Consider the following 20760-nt stretch of genomic DNA (forward strand, 5'->3'; position numbering starts at 1 on the left):
TCAGCGTAACTGGTTGAATTCGGTGTTACTTTTGGCTGCTTTCCTTCAACCAGCTCGATATAGGTATGGACCAATGCTTGTAGTAATAACAAGGAGGAATGTCCGTCAAATATCATATGATGAATCGTAATCAGGACAAAATGCTCTTCTTCCGAACGCGACAATAGATGAATGCGAAGTAAAGAACCCTCTTCCAATGAAAAGGGTTCTTTTACTTTTTGCCTGAGATATGGCAACACATCCTGGGACGTTAGGTGTGAGATGTCCTCCTGCTCAATGGCAAGCGATTGCAGACGTTGAAGCAGATACGGAACACCATGCTTTTCTTCAACCGAACTCTGTAAAATCGGATGCTGTTTACGTACAAGGTGGCAAGCCTGTTTAAATAAGGCTACGTCCCATTTCTGACGGATGCAAAAGCATAACGGAACATTATAAGCACTCATCGTAGGAGACATTTTTTGCAACATCCACAATCCTTGCTGCCCGACGGACAGAGGACTTGTAAACGATGGGTTTTCCAGCTCCAGAAGCTTCTCTTGGACTTCCGCAGCAGACAGCTTACCTTCTTTGTAAGCCATGAGGATTTCCCGTCGCATCATATCATCCCTCCTTTGTCGATTACCTGTTCGATCTCTTCCAAACTTAGCAGGCCTTCTTTGAATTTTTGCAACAGATTCTCTGTCCGTTCACTGCGAATCTGAGACGTTGCTTCTAAATCTGTAGTGGAAGCAATCTCTTTATGACTCAGCTCTCTTATTTTTAAAGCAAGTAGATGAGCTAAAGACTTCATCGTCGGGTTCTCCAGCACTTCCCGCCCTTTGATTTTGATATTCCAGCGCTGCTCTAAATGACGAATCAGTTTGGTAACCATGATCGAATCCATGCCATAGTCCAAGAAAAATTTGTTTATGTTAATTTGCCCTTCCGAAAGATGTAACTCCCGAGAGAGAAATTGTGCCATATCCCGCTGAATGTTTTCCTCTGTTGGGCTGTCCGGGTTGATATCAATCGCGAACGTCGCTTTTTCCATAGCTTGACGGATCGTTTCAGTCCCAAGCTGCTCCCCCTCACCCTCTGAAGCGGAGAGCCAATAGCGTTCTCTAGCAAAAGGATAAGTAGGCAGAGAGAGTGTGCGACGCTCTTGTGGATACAAGGATTCCCAAGGAATTTTACCTCCCTGCGTCCAATGAAGGGCAAGCTTTTCCAGATTATTTTCTGCTAAAAGAACCTGCAACACCGTATCTCCTACCTTGCCTGAAAGAAGATTTCGCACGCCTGCCTGATCTTCTTCGAGATCTCCTATGTAGATAGGAATCGATGCCGTTGGCTCACTGCCTTGCTCGACCGCTTCCAAAAACGCCTGTAATCCTTGAATCAATTCCTCTCGATTTTGAACCAGCATAGCCAACCTGCATTCCATGGCTTCTCGTTTCACTTGAAGCGTATAGGCAAAATCCGCCAAGGAAAACGCTTGCTGCTTGGCAAATGCAAGCATCTGCTGGGCAACGGCACGCAATCGCTCCGCATTTTTTGCCGAGAAAACCACGATCTGGGGTGAAGTGGTAGAAGAAATGGATTTCATCTCTGTCTGCGACGGAATATATTCTTCGAGAATCAAATGGGCATTTGACCCGCCTGCTCCAAACGAACTGATTGTAGCCCGGCGTGGAACCTCTCGTTCTTCTCCATTGATGCTTACCAGTGGTCGCTCCCACTTTTGTCGATCTTTTTGCAGATAAAAAGGCGTTTCTGCAAAATTGACATGCGGGTTCAACGGCTCCGCTTTTATAGAGGGAACCAACTCCTGATGCTGTAGCTGCAAGATCACCTTTGTCAGCTGAGAAATACCTGAAGCTGCTTCGGCGTGACCGATATTCGATTTGACCGACCCGATTGCACAAAACTGAACATCATCCGTCTGCTTCGAAAAAGCATTTGTTAACGCCTTCAACTCAATCGGATCTCCCAGCAGCGAACCATTAGCGGCGGCTTCCACATAACTGATCGTCCGTGGATCTATGCCCGCTCTAGCAAAATTATCTTCCATCAACTGTGCTTGTGCATGGGGATTCGGCACCGAAAATCCATTGGTACGTCCACCATGATTGGTCGCAGCTGATTTGATGACAGCTAAGATGGAATCCCCATCTTCCATCGCTTTGGCTAAAGGCTTCAATAGTACAGCCCCTACGCCTTCTGCTGGTAAATATCCGTCTCCATCTCCAAAGCTTCTGCTGTCTGCGTGGCTTCCAATCATTTGAGCCTGACTTAATCCTAGGTATTTCTTAGGATGGATCGAAACATTCACGCCCCCTGCGATAGCAAGCGTGCTTTCTCCCTTTATCAAGCTTTCGCAGGCATGATAAATGGCAATGGCAGATGAAGAGCACGCTGTATCAATCGCCATGCTCGGACCTTGCAGATTAAAGAAGTAAGAGACTCGGTTGGCAATCGAATGGTAGGAAGAGAGGGAAATAATAGAGCCCTTTTCCATATCCGTATCAAATGCGTGATACGGCTGATACATCGCCCCTACATAGACGCCGACTCTATTATCATATTGACGTTGTAACACCTCTCGCGTGTGTCCTGCGTCTTCGAGCAGATTCCACACGGTTTCCAGGAAAAGGCGTTCTTGAGGGTCCATCATTTCCGCTTCCCGCGGTGAAATATGGAAGAACAGCGGATCAAACTGATCGACACCGTCTATGAAGCCGCCCCATTTGCTGTATGCTTTTCCTTGTCTGTTCCGAGCCTCGTCAAAATACAGGCTGTGATCCCAGCGCTCTTGCGGAATCTCTGTAATACAATCTTTGCCATCCCGCAAATTGTTCCAGAACTCTTGTACATTGGCAGCCTGCGGATAGCGACCCGAAATACCAATAATGGCAATGTCCAGGTCAGATGTGGTTTGATTATTTGCATGCTCACGCGCAACAAACCTCGAGAAACGACGACGATGCTCTGTTATGGAGTCAGTAGGGGCAAGCACGTTAGCAATATTCTCTACTGTGCTTGTCTCTGCCGTTTTCCCGGCTCCCATAATTGCGATGATTTTGTCTCCATGATGCGCCAAAAGATAGCCTGTCAAATCCTCTATGTTTTGGTATTCATAGAGCAGCGTTTTCGACAGCGAACCGTATGCTTTTTCCAATTGATTGGTCAATTGCATCGCCATAACCGAGTCGATCCCGTATTTCTCCAACGGAGCATCCTCATCGATTTTATAAGCTGGGAGCTTGATAACAGCAGAAATTTCCTTTTTCAGATACTCCCTTACTTTTGCCCGAAGCATATCTTGTTGCCCAACAGAAACAGGCTGTTGATTCTCCATTTTTGCAGAGATATTTGCGCTCTCTACTCGTTGGAACTGTTGGATGAACCGATCCTGGTAGGCATCCATCAAGTGTTGCGAGACAGCAAAAAGCGTCGGGTACTCTACCAATACAGTTGGCGTAAGTTCAAGCTCATAGAATTGATTCAGCTTGTTTGTCAATTCGGTCAGCTTAATCTGGTCAAAGCCGTACTCATGGAGCTCAGCGTGGATTTCAATATCCTCTCTATCAACCTTGAGCAAATCAGCAACTATTTTCAGCAAAGACGCTTGAACTTCACTTTGCAAGCTGTTCGAATGAGCTGTTGGTGTCGACAAGGTCACAGAGACCCCCATCAGCCTTTGCTTCATTCGTACAAGATCGCCTTCCATTACCATCAACTGATCTTGTCCCGAAGCTAACCCCCGATACATGCAGTTGATACCCGAAGCTGTCTGCATAGCAACCATGCCAAGGTCGTCCCACAATCTCTTTTCTGTCTCTTCGTCTACCTGCATTCCGCCCTCTTTCCACAGAGGCCAATTGATGGAGATCGTCTGACCCTGCCGTTCACCTAACGCGATTTGTTCGTTTCGGTATGCGGAGTAGGTATCCATAAAGGCGTTGGCAGTCGCATAATCTGCTTGTCCCATATTGCCCAAGCTTCCAGCCGCTGAAGAAAAGAGCACAAAGAAATCCAGATTCAGCCCCTTAGTCGCTTCGTCTAAATGAACGAGTCCCGCAACTTTTGGCGCGAGAACTGCTTGTACTTCTTCTTTGGTTTTCTTTAGGATAAAATTGTCGCGAGTCACACCCGCACTGTGAATAATGCCGTGAAGATCGCCAAACTCTGATCGAATGCTTTGGACCAAATCCTCCACTGCCTGTTTCTGCGTGACATCCACTTGGCGATACTCGACTTTTGTCCCGGTGTTCGCAAGCATACGAAGCTTTGCTTGCTTCTCCTCAGTCAGCGCAGAGCGTCCCGTCAGAATCAAGGTGATGCCACGGGCTTTCTCCGCCATCTCTTCGGCAAAAATAAGTCCCAAGCCACCTGCTCCGCCCGTAATCAGATAAATTCCGTTGTCTTTCCACGGCATGCTTGCTTCATGCTGTGGAGCTGCCACTTCACTCCATCCCGCCATATATCGTTTCCCTAATTGATAACAAATCTGGCTATCGGTTGGGCACAGGCTGTTTGCTCTCAGCTTCTCCGCCAATCCCGCTGAATCTTCTGTTGAATCGATTTCGATCAACTGTCCGATTACTTTCGGGTTTTCGATCTGTGCCGTTTTCAATAGACCAGCGATTCCAGCAAACAGTCGTTGTTCCGATTGGAGAGGAGCAACAAACTGAATCAGCGCCTTCCCCTTTGGTTTTGCATGAAGAAGGGCTTTGATTTCTTCGAAAACCTGAACAGCATACGCTTGGAATCGTTCCGCTATGCCTTGCTGATCGGATTGCAACACAAGGAATCTCGCACCGTTTATCTGAGAGGAAATGCTTTCCAAAGAAATCTTCTCTGGTTCGCAGAGCATCACTACATGCTGTTCATATTCAGGAGCTTTGGCTTCCATAGGAATGGCTTTTTCAATCCAAGCAGGCTGAAGCATCAGCGTACTCGTGATTTTATCTGACTCCCCTGCACCTTTGCTGCCTTGTACAACTCCGGCAGCTTTTTCACCTTCGAGGCTCCTCGTTGTGAACCCCTTCAAACTTACACAAACCTTGCCTTGCGCATCACACAAATCAATGTCGAGCTTCTGCACTTTTTGGGTAGCTGCATTGCCGTCACTGTATCGAACCAACGCCCATACCGCAGCTGTAGAAGCACTGTAAATATTCAATTGCTCCAAGGCAAAAGGCAGGGACGGCTGAAGGTCGGTAGTGCCCATCATAAAACCGAGCGATGCCTGTAATGCGGCGTCCATGATACTCGGATGGAGGACAAATTTTCCTGCTGTATCCGTAACAGAGGAAGGCAAGATCAGCTTCGCCAGCACTTGGTCTGACCCGACAAACAGCTTCTCAATCCCTTGGTGTGATGGACCGTATGCCAGTCCTATCCCATGAAACGTTTCGTAGCATTGGCTAAAGTGATAACTACTCTCTGTGCACTGTGCTTGAAGGGCAGAAAGGTCGAGCGTTGGCGCTTCCATAGCTGATCGTAGTACTGCTCTTCCCTGGCTATGTACTACTAGATTCTCCTCGGCTTCCCTTGGCTGGCTGTAGATTTCAAAAGTAATTTCACCATTCTCTTCCGGGTATAGTCCCGTGTGTACTTGGATGGGTGCATCTTCCACAATAACTGGTTTCGCCCACACGATATTTTTCAATTGAATCACCGACTGGTTATCAGATCGGACACCTGCTGCCAAATCGACAGCTACTCGTGCCATCTCCAGATAAGCTACCCCAGGCAAGACCTTTTGCCCCTTCACGACATGATCGTTAAGGAAAAACTCCTGCCCTGTAAAAGTAGAACTATGCCGTTGTTCCGAAAGTGTCGACGTATTTTGATGCAGCATGGGATGTAGGGTAGCCAGCGCTCCTGCGGTAAAACCAGCTGCTTGTGAATCCACCTTTGGCAGCCAATAGCGCTCTCTTGCAAAAGGATAAGCAGGTAAGCTGATTCGACGAGGCTTCGTATCCCCGTAGAGTTTGTTCCAGTCAAAAATCAGTCCCTGTACCCACATCTGCAAAATCTTTGCGTATTTCCCTTTTGCGATCCATGTATCGATTGCCTGTTGTAAATCTTCATCTGCGGCGAAAACATCCATCGTTTCTTTATTCCGCTTTACCTGACCCATGAACAGGTCTTGTATGTCATCCTCCTCTTCCAGATAACCCGTTAGCTTTGCTTCCAGCTCAGAGATCGACTTGACGATCACAGCGAACCGCTCTTCCATCGCCTCACGTCCTACCTGTAGCGTGTAGGCAATGTCTGCTAGATCGTTGTCCGTCAGCACTTGCTCCCGAATAGCAGATAACATCCGCTGCATCTGCTCTAGGAGACGGTCTTTATTCTTGGCTGACAATACGATGACAGCTGGATTTTTTGCCGAGATGCTGAATTGTGGGCGGTGTTCCTCTTCGATGTATTCTTCCATGGCGAGATGAGCATTTGCCCCTCCCGCCCCAAAGGAGGATATCCCCGCAATCCTTGCATATTCTCTCGTTACCCCATTGATTTCAACCACCGGTCGCTTCCACTCCGCCAGCTCTTGCTGCACGACAAATGGAGTCTTGCTGAAATCAATATTCGGATTCAGTGTGCGGGAGTGAAGGGACGGAACTAGCCTCTTGTATTTCATTTGCAGCAATATCTTGGTCAACCCTGCTATCCCTGCCGCACTCTCAGCATGCCCGATATTTGACTTGGCCGAACCAATCGCGCAGAACTGATTCTCCTTCGTGTATTCCTGAAAAATCTTCGTCAATCCGGCAATTTCAATCGGGTCCCCCAATGAAGTCCCTGTACCATGTGCCTCTATGTAGCTGACCGTTCGCGGGTGAATTCCTGCCTCTTCGAAAGCACGGCGAATCACTCTTGATTGAGAATGAGGATTGGGAACCGTATAGCCGTTCGTTTTTCCACCATGATTAATGGCGCTTCCTTTGATCACACCATAGATGTGGTCTCCATCTGCGATTGCTCTCGCCAGAGGCTTGAGCAATACCGCTCCGACTCCTTCGCCAGGTACATATCCGTCTCCGCCCTCCCCAAAGCTTTCGCATCGTCCTTTGCTGGAAGCGAATTTGCCCTGCGACAAATACAAATATTTGTTTGGATGAATAGAAACATTCACACCACCTGCGATCGCAACCTCACATTCACCGCGTTGCAGGCTGTGACACGCTAAATGAATTCCCGTCAACGATGAAGAACACATCGTATCGACCGCCATGCTCGGACCGTGGAAATTGCAAAAATAGGAGACGCGGTTAGCGATGGAAGCTGGACTTCCCGCAATCGTAAGCGCTCTGCCCAACGCCTGTTCAGCGGACGCATAGAGCTGATATTCCTCGTACATAACTCCTACGTAAACCCCTACATTGCCTCCCAAGCCATCGTGCTTGCCAAGAGCATCGCGCGTATACCCTGCATCCTCTATCGTTTCATAGACACACTGTAAAAATAACCGCTCCTGTGGGTCCATCAGCTCTGCTTCCCGCGGGGAAATATGGAAGAACAGCGGATCAAATTGATCGACACCGTCTATAAAGCCACCCCATTTGGAATACGACTTACCGCCCTTGTTCTTTGCTTCATCAAAGTACAGACTGTGATCCCAACGGTCTTTTGGGATTTCGGTAATACAATCTTTGCCGTCGCGCAGATTTTTCCAATAGTCATGTATGTTCCAAGCTTGCGGATAGCGTCCAGAAATACCAATAATGGCAATGTCCAACGCTCCTTTTGCTCGTTGGGTTTCCATGCGCAGGGACGCGAAACGCTGAGACTTGCGTTTTTGGCTCCTGCGCTCTGTCTGTGCTGTCCTCTCGTCCACAATCGTTGTTTCTGGCACTTGCGTGAGGGGAGCTTCCGCATTTTCCCCCATCCCCAGGATGTGCATCAGATTTTCACGGTAGTTTTCAACGAAATAACCTGTTAATTCTTTAATTGTTTGGTATTCAAAAAATAGCGTTTTTGGTAACGAGCCAAATCGCTTTTCCAACTCCTTGGTCATCTGCATAGCCACAATGGAATCGACACCGTATGTTTCCAACGAGGCGTCTGCTTCCATTTTCGTTGCTGGTAATTTGATGACGGAGGAAAGCAGCTTTTTTAAATAATGGGTTGCCTGTTCCATTAGTGAGGAGGAATCCACGGCATTCTCCTCTACGAAAGGAACAGAAGCTTTTGACGCTTCTACTCCTGCTCCAACAGATTCATTTGCGATCTTGCGCGTAGAAAAGCCCTTCATCCGCACCTGGATATTTCCGTTCTCATCACACAAGTCGATATCAAACTTCTCCACTATATCTCCAGCTTTACTGCCCTCACTATAACGAATGAGTGCCCACATGGAAGCGGAGCAAGCACCTACGATCTCCAATTCCTCAAGAGCAAAGGGAAGAATCAGCGAAAAATCACTGGTTGCCATCATCAAGCCAAGCGACGACTGTAGGGCTGCGTCGAGCAAACTCGGATGCAGACCAAATTGTCCTTGGGTCTTCATCACGGAAGAAGGCAGAGACAGCTTCGCCAGCACCTGCCCCTGACCGATCAAAATTTGCTCGATCCCACGATGTGCAAGCCCATAGTCGACTCCCATCTTTTTGAAAGCCTCATAGCATTGTTCCGCGCTGAGTGTGCTTAGGTTGCACTGTTCCCGCAATGCGGTGAGATCGAAAGGTAGAATATCTGGAATGGAGCACAACACGGCACTTCCCTGACTGTGTACAATCTCCGCTCTTTGCTCCTGGTCTTGCCTGCTATCGCTGTAAATTTCAAAAACAATCTCACCATTCGCCTCAGGATAGAGTTCGATATGAGCCTGAACGGGCTCTGGCCCGACAACCAAAGGTTGAGTCCAGACCACATTTTTGAAACGAAGTCCTTCCTGTTCTTGCTCCGAACTCAGACCTCCCGTCGCCAATTGTATCGCTGCCCGTGCCATCTCCAGATAAGCCGCACTTGGCAAGACACGTTGACCCTTGATGACATGGTCACTCAGGAAAAACTCCTGTCCCGTAAACGTGGAGCTAAACCGCTGCTCCATGAAGTCGGATGTATTTTTGTGTAACAAAGGATGAATCGAACCTCCCCCTGCGCTACTGCTAACAGGCTTGGCTTCGATCCAATAAGATTCCTTGGCAAAAGGATACGTCGGCAAACTGATACGACTCGGTTGCTCTTCCTGATAAAGCTTGTTCCAATCAATCGGTAAGCCCTTCACCCACAGGTCGAGAAGCTTGCTGTATTTGCCTCGTTCCATCCATCTCGCAATCGTTTCTTCCCATTCATCATCGGACGTCAAAATATCCAGCATTTCCTGATTTCGATTTACCTGCCCCCGATACAAATCAGCAATATGCTCTTGCCCTTCTACATAAGCTGTTAGTTTTTGTTGCAACTCCTTCACAGAGCCAGTAAGGACAGCAAGACGCTCTTCCATGGCGACACGTCCTACCTGAAGCGTGTACGCCATGTCGGCTAAGTTCGCATCAGATAAGGAGTGTTCTTGGATAAAGGCTAACAACTGATGAGCTTTCTCATATAACCTCTCCGCATTCTTTGCTGACAAAACAAGAATAGCCGGGTTCTGAGGTGTGATTTTTATACTGGATCGCTGTTGCTCTTCCGGAATATATTCTTCAATAATCACATGAGCATTGCTTCCCCCCGCACCAAACGAGGAAATCCCTGCAATTCGTGGATATTCATTGGTTGTGCCATTGATCTCAACGATTGGGCGTTTCCATTCCGCCAACTCTTGCTGAACCACAAACGGAGTCTTGGTGAAATCAATATTGGGATTGAGTGTGCTGGAATGTAAGGAGGGCACTAATTGCGCGTGCTTCAGCTGCAATAATATTTTCGTTACGCCAGCAATTCCTGCCGCACTTTCACAATGTCCAATATTCGACTTCGCTGATCCCAATGCACAAAACTGTTTGTCCTGGGTGTCTTTTTCAAAGGCGCGAGTAAGTCCAGCAACCTCGATCGGGTCTCCCAGCTCCGTCCCTGTTCCATGTGCTTCCAGATAACTGACCGTTCTTGCATGTACCTTGGCACGTTGTAAGGCATCTGCCACTAACTGCGCCTGCGCCTGCGGATTAGGGACGGTATAGCCATTCGTTTTCCCACCGGCATTCATCATACTTCCTTTGATGACCCCGTAAATATGGTCACCGTCGGCTATCGCCTTATCCAAAGGCTTCAAGACGATAGCGCCCACACCCTCTCCATCCACAAAACCGTCCGCTTGATCGCCGAAGGACTTGCATTGATCCGAGGGAGAGAGCATCGTCAAAGCTGACAATTTCATATAGTGGACGGGATCGACAATGAGATTGACTCCCCCTGCGATTGCACACTCGCTTGTACCGCTGTACAAGCTTTCCAAGGCGAAATGAATCGCTGTGAGAGAAGCGGAGCAAGCGGTATCCACCGCCACACTTGGACCTTGAAAGTTTAAGAGATAAGAGAGGCGATTCGCGATCGACCAATAAGTGGCTCCCGTCGGATAATTTCCATTCATCACGCCGACAAAAACGCCTACTTTTCTGCTTTCACACAGATTGGTAGGCGTATATCCAGCATCCTCGATACTCGCATAGGCTTCTTGTAAAAATAACCGTTCCTGCGGGTCCATCTCTTCGGCATCTTTTGGAGAGATTTGAAAAAATAAGGGATCGAATTTATCCATATCATCGATAAATCCGCCCCATTTTGAATACATAGATTCCTTTTTGCCTTTTTCTTCGTCAAAATAATTCTTCCAATCCCAGCGATCCTTCGGGATTTCAGAAATGCAGTTTTTCCCCTCTTTTAAACGGTTCCAGAATTCATCCACATTTTTCGCCTGCGGATAACGCCCGGAAAGACCGATGATCGCCACATCCCGCACCACAGATGAAGGCGAAATGGATTCCTTGCTTTCTTGTTCTCGAACGGATAAAAAGCGTCTCGTTTTTCTCACAGGAAGATTGGTATACGCCGTTGAAGCAGAAACGGTCATTTCCTCATTCTCTATCTCGCTCTGGTATGTTTCGTCAATTGTTTCCTGTGCTTCTAAACCTATTACCTTGATCAACACTTCCTTTTGCGTCTCGATGAGGTACTCTATCAAGGCATCAATCGTTTGATACTCGAAAAATATTGTACTGCTCATATTCGCAAAATCTTTGCGAAGAGAATTGGTCAATTGCACAACCAGAATCGAATCAATCCCATATTGCTCTAATGGGGCTGATGATTGAATCTGATGGGTCGGAATTCTAAGCGTTTCACCAATCAGCCTTTTCATATAAATCGTACTTTTTTCGCGAAGCAATTCCTCAGTGACTCTGCCTGATTTTTTCGCTGGTGTTGTGCGTACAGGCACTTGTTTCTTGAGTGGTTTCGCCTTCAACTTTGTGGCTTGCTTTTTTATAGGCGAATCCGCAACTGTTACCGCCGACTGCCTCGGCTGACTGCTACGACGTATAACCCCATCGCTTTCTGCAACAATAATCTGTTGGCATAAATCCAAATGCTCTTCCGCTGGCAAGAAAACAGATCGGTATCCTGCCTTCTTCAACATCCTTTGCCATGTTTCAACCGTTAACAAAGGGCATCCAGGAATACGCCATTCTGGATCATCATAGCGCCACCAACCATCCAACAAGCCAAACGTCAAGTGAGCAAACAAGGTATTGCTCGTCAACTCATTCAGAATCAGTAAGCCATTTTTCTGTAAAGCTGTTTTGGCATGGAGTAAGGTTTGGCTAATATTTTTCGTCGCATGCAGCACGTTTGTGGCAATCACCAGTTCATAGGTGTCCGCAGCGATCCCCTGATCCTCAACAGGCTTTTCCACGTTAAATATCCGATACGTAAGATATGGATTTTCGGCTCCATACTCTTTTTCGGCGTGAAGTAAAAAGGCTTGCGAAACATCGGTATAACAATATTCCTCGATATGCTTCTGAAAGGGTTTTAGCCTTGGCAGTACGATCGCACTGGTTCCACCTGTACCTGCCCCGATTTCCAAAATTCGAATCCGTGCAGAAGCATCTTGCTCCGTACGCTGCTTCACATAGGTAACAATTGTATTGGCTAGCACTTCGTTAAAGTAGTCCGCAACCACATTATGTTTATAAATCCCTTCCACCAATTCCATCGAGGAATTAGGAAACATGATCTCTGTAGCTGGAATCTTTCCTAGTAAAATCTCTGGCAATACTCGCATAGTTGCCTCTACCAGAATCACCTGAGCTTTACTATTCGGGTCGTTGAGCCATGCTGTTTTTTCTTCCTCCCATTTTTTCCATGCTGTATCGAGATCAATAGGGGTGATATCGTTTGCGATGAGTGACTCTCCGTCGTACGCAAGATAATGGTTTTGCACGAGAACGGCTATGCTTTCTTCCAGCCATTTGCCATACCTGTCATGCAATTTGGCTTTGAGTTCTGCTATTGTCTGTTTTTTTACCGTGAACAGCCCGATTGACTGTAATTGACCATAGAGTAGTTCACTGAGAAGCTTATCCATTGTGTTCATTTATAAGCCTCCATTTCAGATTGTCTACGTTGAGACGAAAACTCTAGTTTGGGCATATCATTCTTTACACTTTCGATGTGTGATACCAGTTTTTCTGGATAGATGTGAATCGATTTAACCGAATTTATCGTAAGCATGGCCTGTGCTTTCGTTGTTTTCACCAACGCGACTTGATTCATCGGTCCAGCAAGCAGGTTTTCCAAGGCCATCATCGCTTCACTAGGTTCAATGGAGCCTAATCCTGCCTGTGCCATCCTCTCCTGATAATCCTTGGTGGCAACTATGCCTACGTTCGCCCAGTAACCCCAATTCATCACCTTCACTGCACTGAGGCTATGCAACGAAAGCTGGTGCGCGAATATATCTTTAAACGTACAACCTGACGCATAATTGCTTTGTCCAGGCGACTTGGTAAATGAGTTGATCGATGAGAAGAACATGACAAAATCCAACGGCTCCCGATCAAATACTTGAGCAATCCGCACGCTTACATCTACCTTTGCCGAAAGTCCGGCACGGAAGCGCTCTTCGTCCATATTCGCGAGGCTTTTATCTAGCAGGACAATCGCGGAATGAATGACTCCGTTTACTTGCTTGTATCGCTTTTTGATCTCTTCATAGGCAAAATACAAGGACTTGCGATTCGTTGCATCCGCCGCAATGTAGACAGGAGCAGGTCCGAGCTTCGCAAGTCGATCCACTTTGGCTTGGATTTCTGCATTCTTTTCTCGGCGTCCAATCCAGATGATTTGCGCTTGATACGTGCTGATCATGTATTCGCTCCAGACTTCGCTAATACCGCCAGCACCTCCAATCACAACATAGACTCCCCCCTGCCTGTAGGAAGCCTGTGCCCATTGCGGTTGACGTAATGGAATCAATTCCTGACGATACCATTTCCCTCCACGATAAACCGTTGCATTCCCCTCGGCATCTGGCGGAAGGGTGAACACCTCTTCCATTGGCCAAGCACGACCAGCTTCCAGATCAACAAGTCGGATACGCCAGTTTGTGTATTCTTTTGCCATCGAACCGACTAATCCGTAAAGACTGGCATGCATAGGGTTGACCACATCGTTTGGATGAATCGGTTGGGTTTGGAAGGTTACGAGAGTCCATCCTAACTCCTTGGTATTGTAGCCCAGCTTGAGCAGCGCTTTTAGCAAGCGAAACACATGAAATACACCGCGCTCCTGCTCGATGATGAGTGCCTCTTCTGCCAGATATTCTAAATCAATCCATGGGGCAATCCAGATGATATGATCAATCGAACCAACCTGCGCAAGCTTCACAGCTATTTCATCTATACTTTCTGCGGGTGTAAGCTCCATAACAGCTGCCCGGGGATAGCGTTGTTGAACAAGGCTTCGGTTCTCGTCATCCGCACAAACAATCAGAATACGATCACTTGCAAGTGGCGTTTCCGAACCACGGTCCATCACAACCTCTTCCCATACAGGACTGAGCAGCATCGTTCCAATCAGCGATTCGCTAGAGGTCTCAACTGGCGCATTCGTCGCTGTCCGATCGGTTTGGATCTCTCTTTCCAGTACCCGAGATGTGAATCCCTTCATTCGTACACAAATCGTTCCTGTGTCGTCACATAGATCCATATCGTATTTTTCTACCTTATCCCCCGCTTGGCTTCCGTCGCTGTATCGCACGTACGCCCACATCTCAGGGGTGCACGGGCTAATGATTTCAATCTCCTCCAGGGCAAAAGGCATCACTGGCTTGCGTTTTGCCCTACTATCCGACGACATCACGTGACGGGAAGAGAGTGTTAACTCCACAGAGGCCTGCAAAGCTGAATCCATCAAGCTTGGATGCAAGACAAACTGATCCTCTGAGCCGGTGACCGATAACGGTAAAACCAGCTTTGCCAAGACTTGTCCTGGCCCGACATATACCTTGTCTATTCCTTTATGTCCGAATCCATAATCAATCTGAATCGCTCTAAAGAACTCATAGAATTCCTCGGATGAAATCACATGCTCGCTGCACTGTGCTTGCAAAACGGGAAAATCAAGCATTTGCAACTCCGAAAGCGGACTAAGCACAGCATTTCCTTGACTGTGTACCACGATCTCAGCATCACTGCCCTCTGCCTTGCTATAGATTTGGTAGGACACCTCACCATCTTCTTCGAGAACGAGACCCGTATGTACCTGAACAGGCTGATCGCCTACAACAATCGGACGAGCCCATACGATATTTTGTAGTTTCATCGCCGTATCCCCGTGGACTCTCTCTCCTACAGCGTGCTCCATCGCGGTTCTTGCCATCTCAAGATAGGCAACTCCCGGTAACACCCGCTGCCCTTTGACTACGTGATCCGCCAAGAAAAACTCTTCTCCCGTAAAGGTGGAGCTAAACCGTTGCTCGGAGAAAGTAGAAGTGTTCTGATGTAGCATGGGATGGATCACGGACGCTGTGGTGTTTTTTGCTGCTACCCTTGCATTTGCTTTTGTTTCACTCTCAAGTACCCAATGGCGTTCCTTGGCAAAAGGATACGTGGGAAGTGAAATACGAGAATACGGATCGTTCGCAAACAGCTTGTCATAGTCCAATCCATATCCCTGCACAAACAATTCTGCAATCACAGACAACTGTTCCAAATATTCGCTCGCCTGACTCGTCCCATGCAAATTCTCGATGCTTTGATTACCGTAACGTTTCAATGCGGTTTGTTCACGATGATCTTTTTCATTTAACTCGGAAACAAAAGCCTGAGATACTTTTCCTGTGTCCAGCCACTTTTTCAAAAGCTGGACAAGCTCGGCTGTATGCTGAACCATGCAAGAGAAGCGGTGATGGAAATGCTTTCTGCCTACTAACAGCGTATAGCTGATATTTCCACAATCCGTCTCCGGTGCTTTTTCACAAAACGAAAGCAATTGGGCAACCTGCTGGCGTAGCTGTTCAAAAGTGCGCGCCGACAACACAATCAAATAGCCTGGCTTTTTCGCATGATTCCGCTCTACCTGAGGCGCCTCTTCGATGACCATATGCGCATTTGTACCACTGGCTCCAAAGGAACTGATCGCCGCACAACGTTTGGCTTGCGGCTCCACTGACCATTCCTTCAGGCTTGTATTGACATAAAATGGGCTGTCTGCAAACGTAATGTTTTCATTCCCTGCTTCAAAATGCAGAGATGGCGCGATTTGTTTGTGTTTCAATGACAAAAGGATTTTGATGACCCCTGCAACGCCTGCTGCGATCTGGGTATGACCAATATTCGTCTTGATCGATCCAATCGCACAAAATTCTTTTTTATCCGTATAGGCCCGAAAAGCGCGAGTTAGCGCTTGATACTCAATCGGATCTCCCAGCTTGGTTCCCGTTCCATGAGCCTCGACCATCGTAATTTGCTCAGGATTGATGTCGAATGTATTGTAGACATTGCGTTCCAAGCGCTCCTGAGATTTCGCACTCGGTGCTGTAATCCCATTCGTCGTCCCATCCTGATTGATTCCCGAGCCACGGATGACACCGTAAAGATGGTCACCGCAAGCAATCGCTTCCGAGAGACGTTTCAGTACAACGACACCAGCGCCTTCTCCCGTCGCAAAGCCATCGGCCCGCTTATCAAATGTATGGCAGCGTCCTGTCGGTGACAGCATACCTGCTCGCTTGGCAGACAAATAGAATCCCGGCGTAGATTGAATGAAGACACCACCTGCCAATGCCATGTCGACCTCACCTGTACGCAAGGCTTGGCACGCCATATGAATCGCCACCAAGGAACTGGAGCAAGCCGTATCAATCGTGACGGCAGGTCCCTGCAAGTCCAGATGATAAGCAACCCGAGCAGGCACAATGGACTCCATATTTCCCCAGAAGGCTTGGGCAGGAGGATTCTCTCCCACGAGACGATCGTAATCACCTTTGGCACATCCTGCGTAGACGCCGCATTGGATTCCTTGCACGCCTTGACCTGCATAGCCAGCATCCTCCAACGCCTTCCAGGACTCCTCCAAAAAGAAGCGTTGCTGCGGGTCCATATAGTCAGCTTCCAGACCGGAAATGTTGAAAAAAAGCGGATCAAACAAGTCAATATTTTCTACAAGCCCGCCGTATTGATAGCCCTCTGCCTCGTCCAGTCCGTACGCTGATAAATCCCAACGAGTCACTTTCGTAAGCAAATCCGAACCGTTCACCAAGTGATCCCATAAGTCGTCAGTGTTGTCAGATGAGGCAAACGTACCGCTCATGCCAATAATCGCAATGGGTTCAGTAAGGAACGCAGCTTTTTCTGATGCGCGCCCTTTTACCGCTGAAAGCATAGGGGCTGCTTGAATGAATGGCTCAGTCTGAATAGCAGAGACGGAATCTTCCCTCTGCTCGGATAGACTGACTTTCTGCCCTAACGCTTGAGCAATGACCTCTTTGTACTCAGACAAAATATAGCTGGCAAGTTGATTGACTGTACTGTAATCAAAAAGAATGGTCGTCTCTATTTCAATCATCAACGCTTGATTGATCTCTTGAACCAAACGAACCCCGAGAATGGAATCCAATCCATAATCTCTAAAAGGTTCGTCCACATCGATCGAATCGACATCGACTTCCAATGCGGTGACCAGCTTTTCTATAATCATATCCTTCACATAATCCGTCACCGTCTGCTCGGTCACCACAGACTGGCTTGGAATGTTTTGGGGTGCTGGCTGCGAAGAGACTTTCCCTTCTTCTTTTGCCTGATGGACAGTCTCGCGCGCGATAGGTGAAACAGTCGTATCGACACGAACATCAGGGTGGAGGACGCCATCGCTTTTTCCAAGGACAATCTGTTGCCCCAGATCATGAGCTTCCCGCGCTGGAAAAGAGATTGCGTGAAATCCTTCCTTTTCCAGTACCGTTTCCCAATCTGCCGGAGTTAAGGCAGGAGAACCTGGAATACGTACATCCGTATCTTCAGACAGCCACCATCCCTCCAAAAGACCAAAGGTCAGATGAAGGAACAAGGAATTACTGCTAATCTCATTTAAAAGAACCAAACCGTTTTCTCGTAAAACAGCTTTGGTATGGCGCAAGGTTTTGCGAATATCTTTGGTGGCGTGCAACACATTAGCTGCAATTACTAGATCGTAATAGCCCTCTCGAACGCCTTGCTCAGCAAAAGGCGCTTCCACATTAAAAATTTGATAGGTCAGATACGGAACGTTCGGTCCATATTCCTTTTGTGCGAACATCAAAAATGCTTTGGAGATGTCAGTATAGCAATATTCTTCTATAAACTGCTGATAAGGCTTCAGCTTTTCAAATACAAACGTGCTTGTTCCGCCTGTCCCCGCACCTATCTCTATGATGCGAATTTTTGCAGACTGATCTTGTTTCAACCGTTCTTCCACATAGGTGGCAACTGTTTCCGCTAGCATTTCATTGTAGTGATCTGCCACCGGGTTATTTTTATAAATATGTTGTACCAATTCCATAGAAGAGCCTGGAAACATGACATCCGTAGCAAGTCGCTTGCCTGTTACAATGTGCGGCAGAGATTTCATCGTAGCTTCCAGCAATCTGATCCGCACTTCTAGATTGGCATCCTTACGCCATGCTACCTTACGTCGATCCCATTCTGCCCATACAGCATCTACCTCGATCAAAGTCGGATCAACCACCAGGCATTGCTCTCCATCAAAGCCATCGAGATAGCCATGACGAGTGAACATCGCGATAGTTTCTTCCAGCCATTTTTCGTAACGGTGATGGAAGCCTGTTTTTGCCTTGAGGTCGGCGACATTCACACTCTTGTCCGTAAACCAACCGATGGACTGCATTTGCCCCCACAACAGTTTGCAGAGAAGCTCGTCCATCTCCTTCCACAATTCGGGGTGGGTATTGGGCAAGCGATCCTGTCTCTTTGTTTTGGGCAGCCAATAGCGTTCCCCTCTAAATGGATAGGCTGGCAAAGGCACCCGGGTGTATTTGCCGTTTTTATATAAGGAGCTCCAATCCAGCTTGTACCCTTCTACAAATAAATCAGCAAGCGTGGACAGCTTCTCTTTCCTTGCTTGGGTGGTTAGCGAACTGTTCTCTACTACTTCTGTAATTAATTTTTCTCCGAACTCTTTCAAGCTCTTTTCTAGCTGCACGAAATCCGATTCATTATGGACAAAATAATCAGCAGCTGTTCCCGTTTCTTTTACTTCCTCGATTTTTTGCCGTAATTCCTCTACGTCCTTGGCAATAAACATGCAACGGTGCGAAAAATGACTTCTCCCCGTGAACAAGGTATAGGAAATATCTTGTTCGTGAAAACGTCCCGCTTCTTTTGCTAACCATTGGGACATTTCATCCATTTTTTGCGTGAGAGCTAACTCGCTCTTGGCTGAAAACGGGAACAAGTAATAGGCTCCTGCTTGCTGCTTGCTTGATTGCAGTTGTACCGTCGGCGCTTCTTCCAGAATCAGATGACAATTGGTTCCGTTCGATCCTAAAGCGCTCACTCCTGCTCTTCGCGGAGTCGCGTCACTGGTATTCCATTCGATGAGCTCGGTATTGATGAAAAAGGGACTTCCGGTCAATTTGATATGCTTATTGACTTCCTTGACACTGATCGTCGGAGCGATCTTCTTATATTTCATCGCCATGACCACTTTAAACAGACTCGCCAGCCCAGATGTCATCGTGGCATGACCGATGTTGGGCTTATGTGAGCCAATCGCGCAAAATTGTGTTTTATCGGTAAATGAACGAAATGCTTCCATCAATGCTTTCACTTCAATAGGATCACCCAGTTGCGTTCCTGTCCCATGCGTTTCGATATAACTGATCGTCTCCGGATCAACCCCTGCATTTTCATAGGCATCCACAATCAATTCTTTTTGGGCAAGCATGCTCGGTGCTGTAATACCGTTTGATTTTCCTGTCTGATTCACGGTCGAGCCCTTGATGATCGCATAAATATGGTCGCCATCTTCCATTGCTTTCGCAACTGGCTTCAGTACGACTGCTCCCACTCCTTCTCCAAACACCATTCCATTCGCATGATTGTCAAAGGTGTTGCATGTTCCATCAGGTGAGACCACGCCCATTTTGGAGGACATCACAAAAAAGTCAGGGGAGCTGTGAATCGCCACTCCGCCTGCAAGAGCCATTTCGGATTCTCCCCTGCGCAGACTGTCGCAAGCTAAATGAATGGCAACCAACGCAGAGGAGCAAGCTGTATCAACAGCAAGACTTGGTCCCTTGAGATTTAAAAAGTAGGAGAGTCTTGCCCCTAACATCGACATTTCATTGCCTAGCATCGTTTGGGAAGAGACACCTTCAGCTAACACGGATTTCTCTTTGTAGTCTGAATGGCGCCCCCCGACAAACACACCTACTTTTCTCCCGGATAACTGTTCAACCGAGTATCCACTATCTTCAAAAGCTTTATAGGATTCTTGCAGGAACAACCGTTGTTGAGGGTCCATACTTTTTGCTTCGTCAGACGAAATATTGAAAAAGGATGCATCAAATTGATCAATGTCCTTGAGAAGCCCGCCGTAATATTGATCTGCTTCCCAACCACTGCGTGATATTTCCTCGATACAACTGTCGCCAGACGCAAGATGCTTCCAAAGCTCTTCCACCGAATCTGAGCCAGCAAATCTGCCTGCTATTCCGATGATCGCGATATCGGAGTGGCGAATTTCATTTGCTAAAACAGTAGGCAGGATTTGGCTGTCGTCTGCTACCATCTCTGACGCAAATTGCAGAGAGATATACTCAGCCAGTTCACCCACCTCTGTATAATCAAAAATAACTTCTACGCCAAGATGAATCCCCAAGTCAGCATTGATTGCTTCTATTAATTCGACCGCCAACACAGAATGAATGCCCAGCTCTATGAAACTTTTATCGAAATTAAGAGTTTCCACAGGTGTATCCAATAGTTGAGCCATGATTTTACCTATCTTGCTCGCAATCGTTGTTGAGCCATGATCAGCCTGGGTACGATCTGTTGCTTGAGTGATTTCCTGATATTTTTCGAAAATGTGCGTGGCTAGTTGCTTGATATTCTCATGATCAAAAACGACCTCAATCCCTAAGTCAATGCCTAGCTTCCTATTCATCCTCTCTACCATTTCTACAGACAACACCGAGCTGATACCTAATTCTATGAAGTTTTTATCGAAATCCAAGGGATTCGTCGTATCTTTTAATAAGTCGGTCATTACTTCTTTCACTATGGTTTCCACATCATGAAATGAATGAAAAAGTACCTTCATACTCGACTC

General features: G+C 47.3%; 3 protein-coding genes (1 of these 3 cut by a window edge). All 3 read right to left on the minus strand.

Annotated elements, in window-relative coordinates:
* Tightly spaced (each overlapping or abutting the next), the 3 genes in view from HPY27_RS04385 to HPY27_RS04395 form a layout consistent with a single transcriptional unit that may run on beyond the window.
* Positions 1 to 602 carry the 5' end (the start) of a non-ribosomal peptide synthetase gene (locus tag HPY27_RS04385; RefSeq protein ID WP_174224417.1) on the minus strand. Its footprint begins 20920 nt before the window's first position, so 602 of the gene's 21522 nt are visible here — the first part of the coding sequence; it begins with the start codon at positions 600 to 602; its stop codon lies off the left edge, out of view.
* Positions 599 to 12529 (minus strand): SDR family NAD(P)-dependent oxidoreductase, encoded by an 11931-nt coding sequence (locus tag HPY27_RS04390; RefSeq protein WP_174224418.1) that lies wholly within the window; start codon positions 12527 to 12529, stop codon positions 599 to 601. Before HPY27_RS04390 ends, HPY27_RS04385 begins: the two co-directional genes overlap by 4 nt.
* Positions 12526 to 20751, minus strand: coding sequence for an SDR family NAD(P)-dependent oxidoreductase (locus HPY27_RS04395; protein ID WP_174224419.1), 8226 nt, complete (start codon positions 20749 to 20751; stop codon positions 12526 to 12528). Before HPY27_RS04395 ends, HPY27_RS04390 begins: the two co-directional genes overlap by 4 nt.
* Positions 20752 to 20760 lie beyond the last annotated feature (9 nt).

The organism is Brevibacillus sp. HB1.1, assembly GCF_013332445.1.
In the GTDB taxonomy this organism is placed as follows: domain Bacteria; phylum Bacillota; class Bacilli; order Brevibacillales; family Brevibacillaceae; genus Brevibacillus; species Brevibacillus porteri.